Raw genomic sequence first — 19902 nt, forward strand, 5'->3', positions numbered from 1 at the left:
TTTAGTAACTTGCATTCATAATTTCTATGAATGCAGCTTTCACAATCCTTTCAAGTATATAACGCTTCAGCCGGAAGCGGTAAAACATTTTCATTAGTTAAAGAATATTTAAAAATTCTTTTAACAAGCTCTAATCCGTTTAAATTTCAACAAATTTTAGCAGTAACTTTTACCAATAAAGCAGCTGGTGAAATGAAACAACGAGTTATTGAAAGTTTACACTCTTTTTCAAAAGAAGAAGTTGGAAATATGTTTCATGCAATTTGTGATGAAACCAAGTTGTCAGAAAAAACTATTTTCAAAAAATCTAAAATAATTTTAAATGCTATTCTTCAAAATTACTCTGCATTTAGCATTACAACTATTGACAGTTTTACGCATAAATTAATAAGAACTTTTGCGCATGACCTTCAACTTCCTTTAAATTTTGAAGTGGAAATGGATGCAGAAACTTTATTAAATGAATCAGTTGATTTGGTAATTTCAAAAATTGGTGAAAATAAAGCGCTTACCGATTTATTAATAAACTATGCTATTCAAAAATTAGATGATGATAAAGCGTGGGATATTTCTAATGAATTAAAAGATTTTGCAAAATTAATTTTAAATGAAAATCATGCAAAATACTTAAAAACACTTCAAACTATTTCTATTGAAGATTTTAAGTTGTTAAAAGAAACACTTCAAAAAGAAAACACACTTTTAGAAAAACAATTAAAGGAAGTTGGTGACGCTGGAATTAATTTAATTAACAATGCTGGTATTGATTTTAAAGATTTTTATTACACTCAACTTCCTAAGCATTTTATTGCGTTATCTGAAAACCCAAAAAAAGCAAAATTTTTTGATCAAAATACTTTAAAAAGAAATATTGATGACCATCTTTTTTATTCAAAATCTAAATCAGATTCAGTTAAAAATACCATTGAAAGTTTATTGCCAGAATTATTGAATTTATACAATCAATCAGAAGCATTTTATCAGCAAAAAACGTTAAACGATTTAGTTTTAAATAGTATTATTCCATTAGCGGTGTTGAATTTTATAAATACTGCCTTACAAGAAATAAAAAGCGACAATAATATTTTACTAAATGCTGAATTTAATGAGTTGATTAGTGAAACTATTAAAAATGAACCTGCACCTTTTATTTACGAGCGAATTGGCGAAAAATATAAGTATTATTTTATTGATGAAATGCAAGATACATCGGAGTTGCAATGGCAAAATATAATTCCGTTAATTGAAAATGCTGTAACTTCTGAAAACGAATTGGGTGAAATTGGAAAATTGTTATTAGTTGGTGATGCAAAACAGTCTATTTATAGATGGCGAGGTGGTAAAGCCGAACAATTTATAGATTTATCTACGGAAGGAAAAATGCCAAGTAATAATCCTTTTTCTATTGAAAAATCAATTTCTAATTTAGATACCAATTACAGAAGTTATAGTGAAATTATAAATTTTAACAACCAGTTTTTTAAACATATATCAGGGTTTTTAGCCAACACAAGTTATTGTAATTTATATTTTAAAGGTAATAACCAAAACATTAATACCAATATTGGAGGATTTGTTCAAATTTCATTTGTTGATAAGCAACAAGAAAATGATGATGATGATCCGTCATTAATTTATCCAAAAAAAATATTGGATATTATTAATAATCTAGATACTTCATTTGAAAAAAATGATGTTTGTGTATTGGTAAGAACCCGAAAGCAAGGAGTTGAGGTTGCAAAATATTTAGCTGAAAATGGTATTGAAATTATTTCGTCTGAAACACTTTTAATTAACAATAGTGAAAAAGTTCAGTTTATAATTAATTTATTGTTAGTTATTCAAAATCCTTTAAATAAAGAATTTAAAGTTAAAGTGTTGTATTTTTTATACAACTTTTTGCAAATTGAAACACCAAAACATCAGTTTATATCAAAATTAATAAACCTTTCACAAAACAACTTTTTTGAGGAACTAAAACAGTTTAAAGTGTTTTTTAATTTGCTTGAATTTGTTCAAAGTCCATTTTACGAAAGTATTGAATACATTATTAGAGGATTTGGTTTGGCAAAACAATCCGACTCTTATTTACAGTTTTTTTTAGATGCAGTTTTTGAATATCAACAAAAGAAAGAAATGACTATTCAAGGTTTTTTAGATTATTGGGATTTAAAAAAAGATAAATTAAGCATTGTTGCTCCAGAAGCTAAAAATGCGATTCGAATTATGACAATTCATAAAGCAAAAGGATTAGAGTTTCCGGTAGTAATTTTTCCATATAATTTAAATATTTACAACCAAATAAAACCTAAAACTTGGTATAATTATTCACAGTCAAACACAATTAAAAATGTGTTAATTGATTACGGGAAAAAATTAAATTATGTTGGGGAACAAGGAGTTTCTTTATTTAATAACCAGCGTGAACAGTTAGAATTAGATAATTTTAATATTTTATATGTTGCTTTAACCAGAGCCGTAGAGCAATTATATGTAATTACCGAAAAAAATATAACTGCAAAAAACGAAGAAAATTTAAACTTTACTTCAGGTTTATTTATCAATTTTTTAAAGCAGCAAAATTTATGGGAATCTGAAAAAAACGACTATTCTTTTGGTACTTCAAATAAAGTAAGTGCTAACTTAAAAGAAGCCAATAAAACAGTTTTTCAAACAAATTTTATTTCAAACTCTTGGAAAAATAATAATATTTCTATAGTTACAAGTTCATCTTTATTGTGGGATACTGTACAGGGAAAATCAATAAATTATGGAAATTTAATTCATGAAATTCTATCAAAAATTAAAACAAAAAACGATGTGAATGATGTGTTAAATAGCTATACTTTTGAAGGTGTAATAACAACTGATGAAAAAACGAGCATAGTTCAAATAATCAATCAAATTGTAAATCATGAGTATTTAAAAGGCTACTTTAATCAAAACAATGAAGTTTTTTTAGAACAAGAAATTATAACAAAAGACAAAAAAATAATTATTCCTGATAGAATAGTTATAATAAACAATAAAGCTACAATTATTGATTATAAAACAGGAAAAGCGGATCCAAAATATTATAACCAAATAAATAACTACGCTCAAGTTTTAGAACAACTTAATTTTAAAATTGACAAAAAATTATTGGTGTATATTAATGAAGAAATTATTGTGGAAGAAGTTTAAAATACCATAAATTTGTGTAAAATAACCAAATTATGTACGGAAAAATTCAACAACATTTACAAAAAGAACTGCAAGAAATTAAAGAAGCAGGTTTATATAAATCAGAACGTGTAATTACTAGTTCACAAGATGCAGTTATAAAAATTAATACAGGTGAAGAAGTTATTAATTTTTGTGCAAATAATTATTTAGGGCTTTCAAATAATCCAGAAGTTATTCAAGCGGCAAAAGACGCCTTAGATTCTCATGGTTTTGGAATGTCTTCAGTAAGATTTATTTGCGGAACACAAGATATTCATAAACAATTAGAACATAAAATTGCAGACTTCTATCAAACCGAAGATACAATTTTGTACGCTGCAGCCTTTGATGCTAACGGCGGTGTTTTTGAACCTTTATTTTCAGAAGAAGACGCTATTATTTCAGATGCTTTAAACCATGCCTCAATAATTGATGGTGTTAGGTTGTGTAAAGCTGCGCGTTACAGATATGATAATAATGACATGGTTTCTTTAGAAGAACAATTAATTGAAGCCTCTAAAAAACAACATCGTTTTAAAATTATTGTAACCGATGGCGTTTTTTCAATGGATGGCGTTGTTGCTAGTTTAGATAAAATTTGTGATTTGGCGGATAAATATGATGCTTTAGTAATGGTAGATGAATGCCATGCTGCAGGTTTTATAGGTAAAACAGGAAGAGGAACTCTTGAACTTAGAAATGCAATCGGAAGAGTAGATATTATTACCGGAACTCTTGGTAAAGCGCTTGGTGGTGCAATGGGAGGTTATACAACAGGTAAAAAAGAAATTATTGAATTATTGCGTCAAAGATCTCGCCCATACTTATTTTCAAATTCATTAGCTCCAGCAATTGTAGGTGCTTCATTAAAAGTTTTTGAAATGATATCTAAAGATACCTCATTAAGAGACAAGCTAGAAGAAAACACTAAATATTTTAAAGAAAAGATGATAAATGCTGGTTTTGATATTGTAAGAGGCGATTCAGCAATTGTTCCAGTAATGCTATACGATGCAAAATTAGCACAAGAAATGGCGCGTCAACTATTAGAAGAAGGTATTTATGTTATAGGATTCTTTTTTCCTGTGGTTCCAAAAGGAAAGGCAAGAATAAGAGTCCAATTATCAGCAGCACACAGTATTGAACATTTAGACAAAGCCATTAAAGCATTCATTAAAATAGGGAAAAAGTTGAAAATTGTCTAGATTTATTCTAATATTGTAGAGTATTTAAGAATATTTTGTAAATTTGCTAAAATATAAGATACTGCGAAAGCTTATTTCAGATTAATAATAAAAAGAACATTTAATTTAATTTATTGAAAATGAAACACTTAAAAATTGCCATACTGGCTTTGTTAATGATTGCATCCTTTAGCAATTCTAACGCTCAGGACAAAGAAAACCCTTGGATGTTAACTTTTGGAACTAATTCTATTGATATTAGTACTAATTCTGATGCGAAATCAGGATATTTCGGGTCATATGATTATGATGGAAATAATTTAAACATTATACCTTGGTTAAGTAGAATTTCTGCATCTAGATATTTAGATAAAGGATTTAGTTTAGAATTAGCAGGAGCATACAACAAAGTTGATAGACCTTGGGGAGCTGGGGCTGACGTAACTTTTGCTGCTGTTGATTTAAATGTAAAATATGATTTAAACAATTTATTTGGACAAACAGGTTGGTTTGATCCATTTTTATATGCTGGTGTTGGTGAAAATTGGGTAGGTTCTAAAGATGGAATAAGTGTAAATGTTGGTGCTGGATTTAATGCTTGGGTATCTGACCATGTTGGTATTAATTTTACATCAGGTTACAAAAAAGTAAATACTCCTGCTGATTTTGAAATGTTTCAACATTCAGTTGGTTTAACTTGGAAATTCGGAAACTCTGATACAGATGCAGATGGAATAAGAGATAGAGATGACGATTGCCCTGGAGTTTTTGGTTTAGCTGAATTTAATGGTTGTCCAGATACTGATGCTGATAACGATGGTGTTACAGACTGTTGTGATAAATGTCCAGATGTTGCTGGATTAAAAGAATTTGATGGTTGTCCAGATACAGATGCAGACGGAATTCCTGATATGAAAGATAAATGTCCAGAAGTTGCAGGATTAAAAGAATTACATGGCTGCCCAGATGCTGACGGAGATGGTGTAACTGATAAAGATGATGCTTGTCCAAACGTACCTGGTCCAAAAACTAATGCAGGTTGTCCATTTAAAGATACTGATGAAGATGGTGTTATTGATTTAATTGACAGATGTGTTGAAATTCCTGGCCCAGCTTCAAATGATGGTTGTCCAGTTGATCCTTCTAGTGAAGTTATGGATGAATTAAATAGATATGGAAGAACTATTTTATTTGATACAGGCAAAGCAACTTTCAAAAGCGAAGCTATAAGTACTTTAGAATCTATGGTAACAATACTTAAAGATTATCCAGAAACTAACTTCGTTGTTGCAGGACACACTGATAGCGTTGGTACAGATAGATCAAATCAATTATTATCTGAAAGAAGAGCATCTGCTGTTAGAGATTATTTAATTTCAAAAGGTATTAATCCATTAAGATTAACTTATGTTGGTTATGGTGAATCTAGACCAGTTGATTCTAATGATACAGTTTCTGGTAGAGCTAATAATAGACGTACAGAAGTAAATATTGTAAAATAATTATATAGAATTTATATAAAATAAAATGCTGTCTCACTCGAGTGAGACAGCATTTTATTTTATAATTTTTTTATTTAAAAAAAAAATTAAACTATCTTTAGATAGTCAAAATAACAAATAAATTAATAACGATGAAACAATTTAAATTAATTTTAATGGCTTTTATACTAATTGTTGGGATTAGTAATTTAAATGCCCAAGATAAAAATAATACAATTGCTATTGGAATTGGAACCAATGCAGTAGATTTTTATCCTACAAATGCTGGCCTTCCTGGTCACGGAACTTGGTTTAGTGAATATTTCAATATAGGTGATCACTATAACATTATACCTGCAATTTCAAAAATAACGGTTAATAAATACTTAGCAGATGGATTTAGTATTGAGGCAGCAGGTTCATTAAACAAGATTTCTAAAGTTGGAGACAACAGTGTTTCTGATTTAGCTTATTATGGATTAGATGGTGCTGTTAAATATGATTTAAATGGAGTAATTGGTGAAACTTCTTTTATTGATCCTTATGCATCAATAGGTGGTGGGTATACTTGGATGGATAGTTATGGTACTGGAACTTTTAATGGAGGTATCGGAATAAACTTTTGGTTCAGTGAAAATATTGGTATGAATTTAGAATCTAAATATAAGCATGCTTTTGAAAGTGCTATTGTTCAACATTTTCAACATTCTTTAGGTATTGTTATAAAATTTGGTGGTAATGATAAAGATGGTGATGGTGTGTATGATGATTATGACGCTTGTCCAGAAGTATTTGGTTTAAGTGAATATAATGGTTGTCCAGATTCTGACAATGATGGTATTATCGACTCAAAAGATGACTGTCCTAATGTTGCTGGTGTTGCAGCTCTAAATGGTTGTCCTGATACAGATGGTGATGGTATTGCAGATAAAGACGATGCTTGTCCAAATGAAAAAGGCACAAAAGCTAATAGTGGATGTCCTGATACAGATGGTGATGGAGTAGTTGATAAAAATGATGCCTGCCCACAAGTTGCCGGTCCTGCTGATAATAAAGGTTGTCCTTGGCCAGATACTGATGGCGATGGTGTTTTAGATAAAGATGATGAATGTATGAATGTTGCCGGTCCTGCATCAAATAAAGGGTGTCCTGAAATTACTATAATAGAGGTTGCAAAATTAGAAGAATTGTTTAAAACAGTTTATTTTGATACTGGAAAATCTACATTTAAAAAAGAAACATATGTTAAATTAGATGAAGCAGCTGGAATTATGTCGAAATTTAGAACAGCTAAATTTACAATTGGTGGTCATACAGATAGCGTTGGAAGCGATGCTAGAAATTTAGAATTATCTGAAAGTAGAGCAAATGCTGTAAAAGATTATTTAGTAAGTAAAGGTGTTCCTTCAAGTAATTTAGAAGCAAAAGGTTATGGTGAAAATAGTCCAATTGCTACAAATATGAATAAAGCTGGAAGAGCAGAAAATAGAAGAGTTGAAGTTAAATTAGTAAACTAATTAATAAAACTTAAAATAACTTTAAAAAGCCATTCATTTCGAATGGCTTTTTTTATTTTTATAATCTTAAAAAAGCTATATGAATTCATTTATTTCAAAAGTTGTTAAAGATATTAGTTCTCGACATAAAAATATTTCTGATATTACTTTTATTCTACCTAGTCAACGATCTTGTGTTTTTTTAAAAGAACAGTTTATAGCTCAGTCAAATGGAGTACATTTTTTACCTAAAATTATTAGCATTGAAAATTTTATTCAAGAATTAGCTGAGGTCAATTTAATTGATAATACCCAACTTATTTTTGAGTTTTATTCAGTTTACAAAAGTAAAATACCAACTGAAAGCATTGATTCTTTCGAAACATTTTCTCAATGGGCAACTGTGGCATTACATGATTTTAATGATTTGGATAGTTATTTGGTTGATACAGACACTTTTTTTTCTAACTTAAGAGACATTAAACGTTTAAATGAATGGTTTCAAGATAAACAACCTAGTAAACTAGCTTTTAATTATTTTCAATTTTTTGAGTATTTAAATATTTTATACAAAGCTTTATATAAAATATTAAAAAGTAACAAGGTTGGTTATCAGGGATTAATTTATAGGGAAGCTACCGATAATTTAGAGTATTTTATTCAAAATAATTCCGAAAATAAGTTTGTTTTTGCTGGTTTTAATGCATTAAATAAGGCTGAAGAAACAATTTTTCAAGAGTTATTAAATAACAATATTGCAACAATTTATTGGGATGTAAATGCCGCTATTTTAGATCTTCAAAATGAGGCTGGTTTTTTTATCAGAAAATATAAAAGCGAGTGGCCATATTATAAAAAGTATCCATTTTTATGGGAAGAAGTTGAAGTGAGTTCTAAAAATATTAAAATTATTGGAACTCCTAAAAATATTACTCAGGTAAAGTATACAGGAGAATTGCTTTCTAATCTTCTAAACTTTAACGAAACCGCATTGGTTTTGGCCGATGAAAACCTTTTAGCATTAACACTAAATTCATTTCCAACAAATGTTAAAAATGTGAATATAACAATGGGTTATCCTTTAAAAGATATTCCAATTGCAAGTTTGTTTGAAAAGCTATTTAAACTGCATTTAAATCAACAAAAATTTTCCGATAGCAACAATGGTAGGTTTTACTTTAAAGATGTGTTAAAAGTGTTGAATGATCCATTTTTGAATCAATTAAATGGTGAAATACTTCAAAAATTAATTTCAAAAATAAAATTTGAAAACGCTATTTTTTTAACGTTAAAAGATTTACAAGATTTTTTAACCGAGCAAGAATGTAATAAACTAAGTTTAGTGTTTTCATTATTTAATTTTTCTTCAGATGTAAATGCCATTATTAAAAAATGTATTCATTTAATAACTGAAATTAAAGAATTTGTAATAGGTGTTGAAAAAGAATATTTATTCAGATTTTATAACATCTTTCAGCAATTAGAAACGTTAAACACTTCCTATAATCATATTGAAAATTTAAAAACATTAAGTTTATTTTACAATCAACTATTACAAAATGAAAAGTTGTCGTTTCAAGGTGAGCCGCTAAAAGGATTACAATTAATGGGAATGTTAGAAACAAGAGCATTAGATTTTGAAACGGTGATTATTACATCGGTAAATGAAGGAATTTTGCCTGGAGGTAAAAATGAAATCTCGTTTATTCCGTTTGATGTTAAAAAGTATTTTGGCTTGCCAACATATCAAGAAAAAGATGCAATTTTCTCATATCATTTTCAAAGGTTATTGCAAAGAGCTACTAATATTTTCTTGTTATATAATACAGAAACAGATGGTTATGGTTCTGGTGAAAAAAGCAGATTTTTAACCAAAATTGAAATAAATAATCCAACAGTTCAACATATAACTATTAGTCCAATTGTTCAAAATAGTAAAAAAAATATTTTAGAGATTGATAAAACTCCCGAAATAGTTGAACAACTTAAAGAGGTTTTTACAAAAGGAATTTCACCTTCTGCCATTGCTAATTATATTTACAATCCGGTAAAATTTTACGAACAAAAAATATTAAAAATTGGCGATGAAAACGAAGTAGAAGAAACTATTGCTGTTAATACAATGGGTACGGTAATTCATGAAGTTTTAGAAGCTTTATATAAACCATTTATAAATGAGTATGTTACCAAAAGTGATGTGAAAGCAATGTTTAATAAAATTGAACCTTTACTAGTTTTAAATTTTGAAGAATATTATAAAAAAGGAAATATAAAAACAGGAAAAAATAAACTAATTTTTGAAGTTTGCAGAAATCATATAGAACGATTTTTAAAACAAGAATTGGATATTTTAAACAACAACAAACAGCTTAAAATAATTGCATTAGAAAAACAGCTTGAAACGTTAATTCCGATTAAAGGAATTGATTTTCCGATAAAACTAAAAGGAATTGTTGATAGAATTGATGAACTTGATGGTGTTGTTAGAATTATAGATTATAAAACTGGTAAAGTAGAAGCTAAAGATTTAAAAATTAACGATTTAAGCCTTTTGAAAGAAGATTACAAATACACCAAAGCACTTCAAGTGCTAATGTATTCTTATTTATTTACCCAAAATCCAGATTTAATTTCAAAACCTTTAGAAGCAGGAATTATTTCTTTTAAAAACTTAAATGCTGGCTTTTTAAAAATGAACTTTTCAGAAAAAAAAGGTACAACAGAAAGTTTAATTCAACAAGAAAATTTAGAGGTGTTTTTAGTAACATTAAAAGAAATTATTTCAGAAATATTAAATCCAGAAATTCCGTTTAAACAAAACGAAAATTTACCTTTTTAAATTATAAAAATGAAATCAATATTAAATACAGTTGTAAAAAGTACACATCATAAAAAACCAATTTTAACTGATGTTTATTTCAATCAAAACAACACCAAAAAACCAGTAGTAATTTTTTGTCACGGTTACAAAGGCTATAAAGATTGGGGCGCTTGGAATTTAGCGGTCCCAAAATTTGTGGAGCACAATTTATTTTTTGTAAAATTCAATTTTTCTCATAACGGTGGTACCGTTGAAAACCCAATTGATTTTCCAGATTTAAATGCTTTTGGAGAAAATAATTTTACTATTGAATTAAATGATTTAGAAGATGTTATAAATTGGATTTGCACCAATGAAAGTTTTAAAAGTGAAATTGATACTGAAAATATTGTATTAATTGGGCATTCACGTGGCGGAGGAATTGTATCAATAAAAGCATCAGAAAACTGTAAAATTTCCAAAGTAATTACATGGTCTTCTGTATCAGATTTTGGTGCGCGTTTCCCTACTGGTGAAATTTTAGAAAATTGGAGAGAAGATGGAATTTCGTATGTTGAAAACTCCAGAACGAAACAACAAATGCCACATTATTTTCAATTTTACACAAACTTTAAAGAAAATGAAAATAGATTAACCATAAAAAATGCTGTTTCTAAATTAACCATTCCGCATTTAATTGTTCACGGAACAAATGATGATGTTGTGCTGTTAAATGAAGCTAAAAATTTGCATAAATGGAATCAAAAAAGCACGTTGTTAATTATTGATGAGATGAATCACACGTTAGGTTGTACACAACCTTGGATGAATGAAAATATGCCAGATTATCTAAAGCAAGTAGTTGCTAAAACCATTGAATTTATTTTAAAATAATGATAAAGAAAGTATTGTCAAAAGATGTAGAGGAAATTTATGCACTTACCAAAAGTTGCGCAAAACATTTAATTGAAAATGATATTTTTCAATGGAATGAACACTATCCTTCTTTGGAAGTTTTAAAAAGAGATATTGAATTGCAACAACTATATAAACTTGAAATTGATAATGTAATTGCTGGAATTATTGTGCTCACAGAAATTGAAGATGTGGAATATAAAAATGTAAAGTGGTTAACTGAAAATAATAACAATTTGTATATTCATAGATTGGCGGTGCATCCTAATTTTCAAGGAAAAGGGTATGCAAAGCAATTAATGGATTTTGCAGAAAATTTTGCCAAAAAAAACAGCTATAATTCAGTAAGGTTAGATACGTTTAGCCAGAATTTAAGAAATTTAAAATTCTACAAAAACAGGAATTATAAACAGCTTGAATCTATATATTTCCCAAAGCAAAGTAAGTTTCCTTTTTATTGTTTTGAACTTGTTTTAAATGCATAAAAAAACAAACATATCTTTTAAAGCTATAAACAAATTAGCTATTCCCGCCATTATTTCTGGAATTGCAGAACCTTTACTTTCAATTACTGATACTGCTATTGTTGGGAATATTCAAAATCATCCAACGGAAGCTTTGGCAGCTGTTGGTATTGCGGGTTCTTTTATTTCAGCAATGGTTTGGATTTTAGCACAAACACGTTCTGCTATTTCAGCAACTGTTAGCAAATATTTAGGCGCTAAAAAATTACATGAAATAGATTCACTTCCGGCACAAATTATAGCTATTAATATTGCTTTAAGCATTATAATTTGTGCTATTTCCTTGTTTTTTGTAGCAGAAATATTTCAATTATACAATGCAGAAGGACTCATTTTAAATTATTCGGTAGAATATTTTAAAATTAGAACCATTGGTTTTCCGTTAACCTTGTTTGTTTTTTCTGTTTTTGGCGTTTTTGGAGGTCTTCAAAACACCTTTTGGCCTATGCTAATTAGTATGGTTGGGGCAGTTTTAAATATTGGTTTAGATTTTATATTGGTTTTTGGAATTGATGGTTTTATTGAACCTATGAATATTATTGGAGCCGCTTGGGCAAGTGTTATTTCTCAATTTGTTATGGCAATTTTAGCCTTGGTTTTACTGTTGAAAAAAACACCTTTTAAACTTAAAATTTCATTGCCATTTAACAAAGAAATTGGAAAGTTACTGTCCATAAGTTTTAATTTAGCAATTAGAGCCGCCGCTTTAAATGTAGCTTTATATTTAGCAAATTCATTCGCTACTAAATATGGTAATAATTATATTGCAGCACAAACCATTGCGTTTCAAATTTGGTTGTTTTTTGCTTTTTTTATTGATGGTTATGCAAGTGTTGGTAATATAGTTTCAGGAAAATTATTGGGTGAACAGAATTATAAAAAACTATGGAAACTCAGCTTAAAACTAAGTAAATATTCAGTGGGTGTAGCTTGTATTTTAGCAATTTTTTGTGGGATTTTTTATTTTCAAATAGGTGCATTATTTTCTCAAGATGAAATTGTTCTAACATCGTTCTACAGTATTTTTTGGATTGTTTTAATAATGCAACCTATAAACGCAATAGCTTTTGTGTACGATGGTATTTTTAAAGGTTTGGCAGAAGCAGCCACTTTAAGAAACCTATTAATTTTCGCAACTTTTTTCGGATTTTTACCAGTGTTATTAATTGGAGATTATTTTAATTTAAAATTATATGCCATTTGGATTGCATTTGTAGTTTGGATGTTTATACGCTCAAGTGTATTGGTAGTAAAATTTAGAACAAAATATTTGATTAAAAACCCGTAACTTTGGCAATTATGAGCAACGGAAGTTTATACACGCATATTCAAAATAACATTGCAACGGTAGAGTTTTTTCATCCAGCAAGCAATTCATTTCCAAGTGACTTGTTACAACGTTTAGCAACAACTTTTAACGAACTTAGTGAAAATAATAATGTTCATGTAATTATTTTAAAAAGTGAAAAAGAAGGTGCTTTTTGTGCTGGAGCTTCTTTTGATGAGTTGGTTGCTATTTCAAATTTAGAACAGGGGAAACAATTTTTTTTAGGTTTTGCGAATGTTATAAATGCTATGCGAAACTGTTCAAAATTAATAATTGGTCGCGTTCAAGGGAAAGCTGTTGGTGGAGGCGTTGGTTTAGCTGCAGCCTGTGATTATTGTTTAGCAACTGAACAAGCATCTATTAAACTATCAGAATTAAGTATTGGTATTGGTCCATTTGTAATTGCTCCTGCTGTTGAGCGTAAAATGGGAGTGGCTGCTTTTAGTGAATTAACTTTAGATGCAACAAGTTGGAAAACGGCGTATTGGGCAAAGGAAAAAGGATTGTTCGCCACTGTTTTTCAAACCATTGATGAATTAGATAAAGAAGTTGAAAACTTAGCAATTAATTTAGCAAGTTACAATCCAAATGCTTTAATAGAAATTAAGAAGATTCTTTGGGGGAATACTGAGAATTGGGACGAATTGTTAGTAAAAAGAGCCGAAATAAGTGGTACTTTAGTATTATCTGAATTTACTAAAAAAGCACTTCAGAAATTTAAAAAATAAAACATGTTAGGTAATTTTATAGCTTTTTTTCAAGAGATAAATATTGAAGAAAAAATTAAAAATGCTCCGGATGGTGGTTATGAAATTGGAGTAGTAATTGGTACATATTTACCTTTTGTATTGTTGGTTGTTTTAGCGTATTTTGTATATTATAAGGCTAAAAATAGAAAAGATTTAGAAGATTAATTTATAACTCAAATTTAGCAATGAGTAAAATAAGAATAACAAAACAATTTGATTTTGAAACCGGACATGCCTTGTATGGTTATGATGGTAAATGTAAAAATGTACACGGACATAGTTATAAATTATCTGTTACGGTAATTGGAAAGCCAATAAAAGATACCTCAAACGTAAAATTAGGAATGGTGATAGATTTTGGTGATCTTAAAAAAATTGTAGCTTCAGAAATTGTTGATAAATTTGATCACGCAACAGTTTTTAATAAAAATACACCACATATTGAGTTGGCAGCAGAATTAGAAAAAAGAGGACACAGTGTTATTTTGGTAGATTATCAGCCAACAAGTGAAATGATGCTAATAGATTTTGCTCAAAAAATTAAAAGCAGATTGCCTGAAAATATTGAATTATATTCATTAAAATTAAGAGAAACGGGTACTTCACACGCGGAATGGTATGCAAGTGATCAGGAATAACTTATTTGCCGTTAAAAGCATTCATTGTATTATTTAGTCCCGCTGTTCCAAAAGATTTAATAAGTTCGCATCCTTTATCTAAACGTTCAGGTAGCGATTTGTTTTCTTCTTTATCCCATTCGCCTAAAACATAATCAACTTGTCTTCCTTTAGAAAAATCTGCTCCAACGCCAAATCTAAATCGTGCGTATTGTTGGGTATTTAAAACAGCATTAATGTCTTTTAAGCCATTGTGTCCGCCATCGCTTCCTTTTCCTTTTACTCTAATTGCCCCAAAATCTAAATTTAAGTCATCACAAATTACCAATAAATTTTCAATAGCAACTTTTTCTTTTGTTAACCAATATTTTACAGCTTTTCCACTTAAATTCATATAAGTAGATGGTTTTAGTAAAATAAAGGTTCTTCCTTTAAAACGGAATTTAGCAATATCGCCTAATTTTTCAGTTTCAAAAGATACATTTTCTTTAGATGCTAATTCATCTAAAATTTTAAAGCCAATATTGTGTCTAGTATTTGCATATTTTTCGCCAATATTTCCTAAACCAGCAATTAAAAATGTTTTCATATTATTTTCAGTGGGTATTTCTTTTTTAAAGCTAAAAATAATTTTTACTAATTGTTTTAACGTCATTAAACAAAAATAGTAAAAGCATAAGTTTATTTAAATAAAAAAGCGCTGCAAATGCAACGCTTTTTAAATTGTAATAATTTTGGTTTATTCAGCAGCAGTTTCAGTTGCTTCTTCTTCTCCTTCTTCTTCTTCTTCTTCAGCAGCAGAAACATTACGAGATGTTCTAACTTGAACTACTACTGTATTATCTGGATGTAAAATGCTAAATTTTTCATTTTTTAAAGCTGTAACATATAATTTATGTCCAATTCTTAATTTTGAAATATCTGCATTAATAAAGTCAGGTAAATCAGCTGGTAGAGCTCTTACGTTTAATTTACGCATTGCAAAACGTAATGAACCACCATTTAATACACCTGGAGATGTACCTACTAATTTTACAGGAATACTCATTGTAACTAATTTATCGTCAAACAATTGATAAAAGTCAACGTGTAAAATTTTGTCACTTACTGGGTGAAACTGAATGTCTTGTAAAATTGCATTGTAAGTTTTTCCTTCTAACTCAATCGTTGCTGTATAAACGTTAGCCGTATACACTAATGGTTTGAATGAAACTTCATCGGCTGAAAAGTGTAATGGTTTGTCCCCTCCGTATAATACGCAAGGTACCTTTCCAGCATTACGTAAGGCTTTAGTAGCTACTTTACCCACGCTTTCTCTTTGAGATCCTTTGATTGTAATTGATTGCATTTATTTATATTTAATTATTATTTACATTAAAAATTGTCCGCTGATGGATCTGTTGTCTTGTACTTTATGCATAACATCTGCGAATAAAGGGGCGCAAGATACAACTTTTATTTTAGAACATGCTCTTTTTAGAGGAATTGTATCAGAAACTATTAATTCTTGTAGTTGAGATTTTTCAATTCTATCATAAGCTTCACCAGAAAGTATAGGATGTGTGCATATTGCACGTACACTAACTGCTCCTTTTTCCATCATTAAATCGGCTGCTTTAGTAAGCGTTCCCCCTGTATCAATCATATCATCAACTAGTATTACATTTCTTCCTGCAACATCTCCAATTAGTTCCATAGTATCAATAACATTGGCTTTAAGACGTTGTTTGTAGCAAATTACTACTTCGCTTTCTAAATATTTTGAATAAGCGTATGCTCTTTTTGAGCCACCCATATCAGGAGATGCAATGGTAATATTTTCTAAATTTAGACTTCTTACATATGGTAAAAAAATTGTAGATGCATATAAATGATCTACTGGTTTTTCAAAAAAGCCTTGAATTTGATCTGCATGTAAATCCATAGTCATAATTCTAGTTGCGCCTGCAGCTTGTAATAAATTGGCAACTAATTTTGCGCCAATTGCAACACGAGGTTGGTCTTTTCTATCTTGACGAGCCCAACCAAAATAAGGAATTACTGCTGTAATATGTCTTGCGGAAGCTCTTTTAGCAGCATCAAGAATTAAAAGCATTTCCATTAAGTTATCTGAGTTTGGAAAAGTTGATCCAACAATAAAAATGCGTCGTCCTCTTACAGAATCCACTAGTGCTGGTTGAAATTCTCCATCACTGAAATTAGAAATAACTACATTCCCTAATTTTAAGCCATAATGCTTGGCTATTTCTAAAGCTAATTCTTTGCTTTGCCTACAGGCAAAAATTTTAGGTTCTAATTGACAGTTTTCCATTTTATTGTTGTGTTGTTGTTTGTGGTGCAAATTTAAAATTATTTATAGAGTATTTGAGTAACTTAATGAAAAATTTATGTTATTGATGAAAAAAATTTATAAATTTGCACACCAATTGAAAAAGCCTCGATGGCGGAATTGGTAGACGCGCTGGATTCAAAATCCAGTTCTTTCGGGAGTGCCGGTTCGATCCCGGCTCGAGGTACTTTAAAACGCTATAAATATTTATAGCGTTTTGTATTTTATAATGATGAGATTTTTTTGATGTTTTGATTAATCATTTGCATTAATAGTTAGATTTTCTAAAAATAAAGAAAGACTCTCAGAGGAAGGTAAATTTAATTTTTTGCGTATTCTATATCGCGCAGTTTCAACCCCTCTATCAGAAATATTTAATATATGTGAAATCTCTTTATTTGTTAAATTCATTTTAATTAAAGCACATAACCTAAGTTCTCGTTGAGAAAATGACGAATCAATTTGTTTTAAATTTTTGAAAAAATTAAGATGAACCCTTTCAAAATTAACATCAAATATTTCTAAATATTTATCTCCAATACTATTTTGATTTAATTTTTTAAATATTTGAATAATTTTATTTTTTGATTCATTATTTTTAACAATGTCTTTTAGTTGTTTTAAATCATTGCTTAATTCTAAAAAAGCTTCTTTTCTTTTGCTTAGTAATAACGTGTAATTTGCTAATTCTTTACTTTTATCAATTAAATCAAGTTCTAAATGATTGTTGTCTTCAGTAATTTTCTTTTTTTCAATTGATAATTTCAATTGTTCTAATTCTAGTTTAATTAATTTTTGGTCTTTTAAAGTTTCTAGTCTAGTTTTTCTTTTTTCGTTTTCAATTTTTTTCATGATTAGTTTATATATCATAAAAGCAATTGAACAAAGCAGTAATATGTATAAAAGGTATGCTAAATTAGTTTGATACCAAGCTGGAAGTACTGTAAAAGTGTATGAAATTTCTTTTCCGTTTATTCCTGTATTACTTTTGCTTTTTACTTTAAAAATATATTGACCACGGCTTAATTTTGTGTATTCTTTAAAAGGATTTGTTGACCACGACGACCAATTATCATCTAACCCCTCAAGAAAATAGCTATACTGCGTCTGAGTATATGGAGCTATTTTAGGCGCACTAAATTCAAACCTTAAAATATCAGAATTATTGGGTAATTCAATATTTTTTGATGAATTAATTGGTGTAAATTGTTTTTGATTGCCTTTAGTGTAAATTATATTACTAAATGATGTAAATGTGTTTTGGTTGTTAAATTTATGAATATCATATAAAAACATGCCGTCTTTTGTGCCGAAAAAAGCATAATCATTATTTGGTACAATACACTCCATACCTTCATTAAAAGTTCCTTTTAGATTAGAAAAAGGAGCTTTTATTATTTCTTTTACATTGTTATTATTAAAATATCCAGGTTCATCATCTTGTACAAACCACGTACGGTTTTTAGTGTACAATAATTTACGTGTATTTTTTGATGGATTTAAAATAGAATTTAGGGTTTTATCTGGTATAAAAGTTTTAGTTTTTTTATTAAATGTATAAATACCATTATTTGTTGTAAAAACAATTTTACCATTATAATTTACCACATTAATATTAAATGGTGATTTAAAACCGTTATTTGTGGTGAAATGCTCTACAGATTCCACGCGTGTATACTCAGCGTTTATTACTAACCTATAAACACCTTTGTAACCATGGCAAACCCAATAAGTATTTGGATCATCTGATGGAAGAATATCTCTAGTAGATTCTTCAAAACCATTAATTGGATGTTTTAAAACCCAATTAGATTTTTCTTTTTCAATTAAAAATAAACCATTATAACTTGAGGCAAGAAAACTATTTTTTTTGCCTTTAATTGGAGTTATTTTCCAAAAACCTGTTCTGCCATCTATTTGTTTTAAAACATTATTTTTAAAAACAAAAATTCCATCATTATGTCCTATTATAATTTCATCTTCTACTTTTGTTAAAGACCAGGTTTGACCAGGAAGATCTTCAATTTTGTTTAACTGGTAATTGAAATTTTCAAATTTATTTAAATAATAAACACCTTCGTTAGTTGCAATGTATATGGTTTGATTATCAATTAAAATGTCATATACCGAAGCGAAATCAAAAATATTAGAGTATTGTGAATTAAAGTCTAAACATGAAATACCATTGTTTTGAAGTACCCAAATATTATTAGATTTTAATTTATAAAAATTAAGTATGGCTGTGTTTTTAACTTTATTAAAACTGATATTGGTTTTATTTACAGCTCCATTTTTCTTTAATTCAATTATTTTAGAACTTAATGTGCCTAAAAGTAATGTGGAATCATTTTTTTGGATTCCACAATTTATGGGATCAATATGCCCTTTTTCAAATAGTTCTTTTTGTTTAATAATGGTTTTAGAATTTAAATTTGCCAAATAAACATGACCATCACTAGTTACTAAAAAAAATTCTTCATTGTTAATAGGTAGTGAAGCGGTTATTAGGCTGTTATTTAAATCTTTAGAGCTAATAGTAAATATAAGTTTATCTCCATTTTTATTTAATAAATAAATGCCATTTTCAGCATCTTGTACAATTAAATTTCCATTAGCTACCGCAGAGTAAGTAAATGCTTGATTTGCTTTTATGTGTGTTACAGTTTTACCCATAATAACAATCAATTCTTTAAAAGTTCTAATTACAATTTTATTATTTATAGAATGTATTTTCCAAGTATTTTCAAAATTAATATTGTTTAAATGAAGCTGGTCTATAAGCGATTTATAATAATAATTCCCAAAATCGTCCTTTTTTAAATTTCCAATTTCATTATATCCACCTACCCAAATTACCCCATTTTCATCAATTAATAAACTTCTTACGGATGATTTATTAGGCAATGAAATGCTTTTCCAATATTCACCATCAAAAATTAAAATACCAGAATTATTTCCAAAAATTAATACGCCATCATTATCCTCAATCATAGTCCAAAATTGAGAGTCTGATTTAAAATCGTTTTTACCAAAACTAATAGTTTCGGTTACCGATGATTTAATTTTTTTTAAAAAAGCAGCATCAACTTGCCCCTTTACGGTTACAGATAAAAAAACTAAAAAAACATAAAAATATTTACGAACCATAAATAAAGTTATTTATAAAAAAAGTGGATTCAAATGTAAGTTAAAAAACAATTTAAAGTGCTATTTATTAGGTAATAAAATTAAATGATGTAATGTTGGCGTACTATCAACATTTTCAAGGCGTAATTA

15 protein-coding genes and 1 tRNA gene are annotated in these 19902 nt (G+C 28.6%); 12 read left to right on the forward strand and 4 right to left on the reverse strand.

The genetic code is table 11. The features are described from left to right. Nucleotides 1–30: 30 nt before the first annotated feature. The 11 genes from BM335_RS04860 to BM335_RS04910 all read left to right on the forward strand — a co-directional run bounded on the left by BM335_RS04860 (nucleotide 31) and on the right by BM335_RS04910 (nucleotide 14318). A complete protein-coding gene (locus BM335_RS04860) occupies nucleotides 31–3183 on the forward strand; it encodes a UvrD-helicase domain-containing protein (RefSeq protein ID WP_090223734.1) in 3153 nt (1050 codons plus the stop codon). A 32-nt stretch (nucleotides 3184–3215) separates the two neighbouring features. Next, complete coding sequence (gene kbl / locus BM335_RS04865) at nucleotides 3216–4409, forward strand: glycine C-acetyltransferase (protein WP_090223736.1); 1194 nt, start codon at nucleotides 3216–3218, stop codon at nucleotides 4407–4409. A 119-nt stretch (nucleotides 4410–4528) separates the two neighbouring features. Next, nucleotides 4529–5890 carry an OmpA family protein gene (locus BM335_RS04870; RefSeq protein ID WP_090223738.1) on the forward strand — a complete coding sequence of 454 codons (1362 nt, stop codon included), beginning with the start codon at nucleotides 4529–4531 and terminating at the stop codon, nucleotides 5888–5890. Between the two features lie 131 nt (nucleotides 5891–6021). Continuing rightward, nucleotides 6022–7386 (forward strand): OmpA family protein, encoded by a 1365-nt coding sequence (locus tag BM335_RS04875; protein WP_090223741.1) that lies wholly within the window; start codon nucleotides 6022–6024, stop codon nucleotides 7384–7386. A gap of 79 nt (nucleotides 7387–7465) precedes the next feature. Then, nucleotides 7466–10204: a PD-(D/E)XK nuclease family protein gene (locus BM335_RS04880; RefSeq protein WP_090223743.1), complete on the forward strand. Its 2739-nt coding sequence runs from the start codon at nucleotides 7466–7468 to the stop codon at nucleotides 10202–10204. A gap of 9 nt (nucleotides 10205–10213) precedes the next feature. Next, a complete protein-coding gene (locus BM335_RS04885) occupies nucleotides 10214–11059 on the forward strand; it encodes an alpha/beta hydrolase family protein (protein ID WP_090223745.1) in 846 nt (281 codons plus the stop codon). Beyond that, nucleotides 11059–11565, forward strand: a complete 507-nt coding sequence (locus BM335_RS04890) for a GNAT family N-acetyltransferase (protein ID WP_090223747.1) — start codon at nucleotides 11059–11061, stop codon at nucleotides 11563–11565. Before BM335_RS04885 ends, BM335_RS04890 begins: the two co-directional genes overlap by 1 nt. After that, nucleotides 11558–12892: an MATE family efflux transporter gene (locus BM335_RS04895; protein WP_090223750.1), complete on the forward strand. Its 1335-nt coding sequence runs from the start codon at nucleotides 11558–11560 to the stop codon at nucleotides 12890–12892. The genes BM335_RS04890 and BM335_RS04895 overlap by 8 nt, the downstream gene beginning before the upstream one ends. Nucleotides 12893–12903: 11 nt before the next feature. Further along, nucleotides 12904–13659, forward strand: a complete 756-nt coding sequence (locus BM335_RS04900; protein ID WP_090223752.1) for an enoyl-CoA hydratase/isomerase family protein — start codon at nucleotides 12904–12906, stop codon at nucleotides 13657–13659. 3 nt (nucleotides 13660–13662) lie between these two features. Beyond that, nucleotides 13663–13845 carry a hypothetical protein gene (locus BM335_RS04905; RefSeq protein WP_090223755.1) on the forward strand — a complete coding sequence of 61 codons (183 nt, stop codon included), beginning with the start codon at nucleotides 13663–13665 and terminating at the stop codon, nucleotides 13843–13845. Between the two features lie 20 nt (nucleotides 13846–13865). Further along, nucleotides 13866–14318 (forward strand): 6-pyruvoyl trahydropterin synthase family protein, encoded by a 453-nt coding sequence (locus tag BM335_RS04910; RefSeq protein WP_090223757.1) that lies wholly within the window; start codon nucleotides 13866–13868, stop codon nucleotides 14316–14318. A gap of 1 nt (nucleotide 14319) precedes the next feature. Here the strand turns inward: BM335_RS04910 and pth are convergent, their stop codons facing one another. From pth to BM335_RS04925, 3 genes are all read right to left on the reverse strand, one after another. Then, nucleotides 14320–14886, reverse strand: coding sequence for an aminoacyl-tRNA hydrolase (gene pth, locus BM335_RS04915; protein ID WP_090224060.1), 567 nt, complete (start codon nucleotides 14884–14886; stop codon nucleotides 14320–14322). A gap of 150 nt (nucleotides 14887–15036) precedes the next feature. Further along, nucleotides 15037–15645 (reverse strand): 50S ribosomal protein L25/general stress protein Ctc, encoded by a 609-nt coding sequence (locus tag BM335_RS04920; protein WP_090223759.1) that lies wholly within the window; start codon nucleotides 15643–15645, stop codon nucleotides 15037–15039. Nucleotides 15646–15666: 21 nt separating this feature from the next. Further along, the gene (locus tag BM335_RS04925) at nucleotides 15667–16608 is read right to left on the reverse strand and encodes a ribose-phosphate pyrophosphokinase (protein WP_090223762.1); all 942 of its coding nucleotides are present in this window, start codon (nucleotides 16606–16608) and stop codon (nucleotides 15667–15669) included. 123 nt (nucleotides 16609–16731) lie between these two features. Here BM335_RS04925 and BM335_RS04930 point away from each other — a divergent pair. Next, a tRNA-Leu gene (locus BM335_RS04930) sits at nucleotides 16732–16813 on the forward strand. A 68-nt stretch (nucleotides 16814–16881) separates the two neighbouring features. Here BM335_RS04930 and BM335_RS04935 read toward each other — a convergent pair. Continuing rightward, the gene (locus BM335_RS04935) at nucleotides 16882–19773 is read right to left on the reverse strand and encodes a triple tyrosine motif-containing protein (protein ID WP_090223764.1); all 2892 of its coding nucleotides are present in this window, start codon (nucleotides 19771–19773) and stop codon (nucleotides 16882–16884) included. Between the last annotated feature and the right edge of the window lie 129 nt (nucleotides 19774–19902).

This window comes from Lutibacter maritimus, assembly GCF_900116115.1.
In the GTDB taxonomy this organism is placed as follows: Bacteria; Bacteroidota; Bacteroidia; order Flavobacteriales; family Flavobacteriaceae; genus Lutibacter; species Lutibacter maritimus.

Excerpts from the sequence above, each read along its gene's own strand:
- BM335_RS04860 (WP_090223734.1), top strand. The coding sequence starts at position 31 with ATGCAGCTTTCACAATCCTTTCAAGTATATAACGCTTCAGCCGGAAGC.
- kbl (WP_090223736.1), top strand. The coding sequence starts at position 3,216 with ATGTACGGAAAAATTCAACAACATTTACAAAAAGAACTGCAAGAAATT.
- BM335_RS04870 (WP_090223738.1), top strand. The coding sequence starts at position 4,529 with ATGAAACACTTAAAAATTGCCATACTGGCTTTGTTAATGATTGCATCC.
- BM335_RS04875 (WP_090223741.1), top strand. The coding sequence starts at position 6,022 with ATGAAACAATTTAAATTAATTTTAATGGCTTTTATACTAATTGTTGGG.
- BM335_RS04880 (WP_090223743.1), top strand. The coding sequence starts at position 7,466 with ATGAATTCATTTATTTCAAAAGTTGTTAAAGATATTAGTTCTCGACAT.
- BM335_RS04885 (WP_090223745.1), top strand. The coding sequence starts at position 10,214 with ATGAAATCAATATTAAATACAGTTGTAAAAAGTACACATCATAAAAAA.
- BM335_RS04890 (WP_090223747.1), top strand. The coding sequence starts at position 11,059 with ATGATAAAGAAAGTATTGTCAAAAGATGTAGAGGAAATTTATGCACTT.
- BM335_RS04895 (WP_090223750.1), top strand. The coding sequence starts at position 11,558 with ATGCATAAAAAAACAAACATATCTTTTAAAGCTATAAACAAATTAGCT.
- BM335_RS04900 (WP_090223752.1), top strand. The coding sequence starts at position 12,904 with ATGAGCAACGGAAGTTTATACACGCATATTCAAAATAACATTGCAACG.
- BM335_RS04905 (WP_090223755.1), top strand. The coding sequence starts at position 13,663 with ATGTTAGGTAATTTTATAGCTTTTTTTCAAGAGATAAATATTGAAGAA.
- BM335_RS04910 (WP_090223757.1), top strand. The coding sequence starts at position 13,866 with ATGAGTAAAATAAGAATAACAAAACAATTTGATTTTGAAACCGGACAT.
- pth (WP_090224060.1), bottom strand. The coding sequence starts at position 14,886 with ATGAAAACATTTTTAATTGCTGGTTTAGGAAATATTGGCGAAAAATAT.
- BM335_RS04920 (WP_090223759.1), bottom strand. The coding sequence starts at position 15,645 with ATGCAATCAATTACAATCAAAGGATCTCAAAGAGAAAGCGTGGGTAAA.
- BM335_RS04925 (WP_090223762.1), bottom strand. The coding sequence starts at position 16,608 with ATGGAAAACTGTCAATTAGAACCTAAAATTTTTGCCTGTAGGCAAAGC.
- BM335_RS04935 (WP_090223764.1), bottom strand. The coding sequence starts at position 19,773 with ATGGTTCGTAAATATTTTTATGTTTTTTTAGTTTTTTTATCTGTAACC.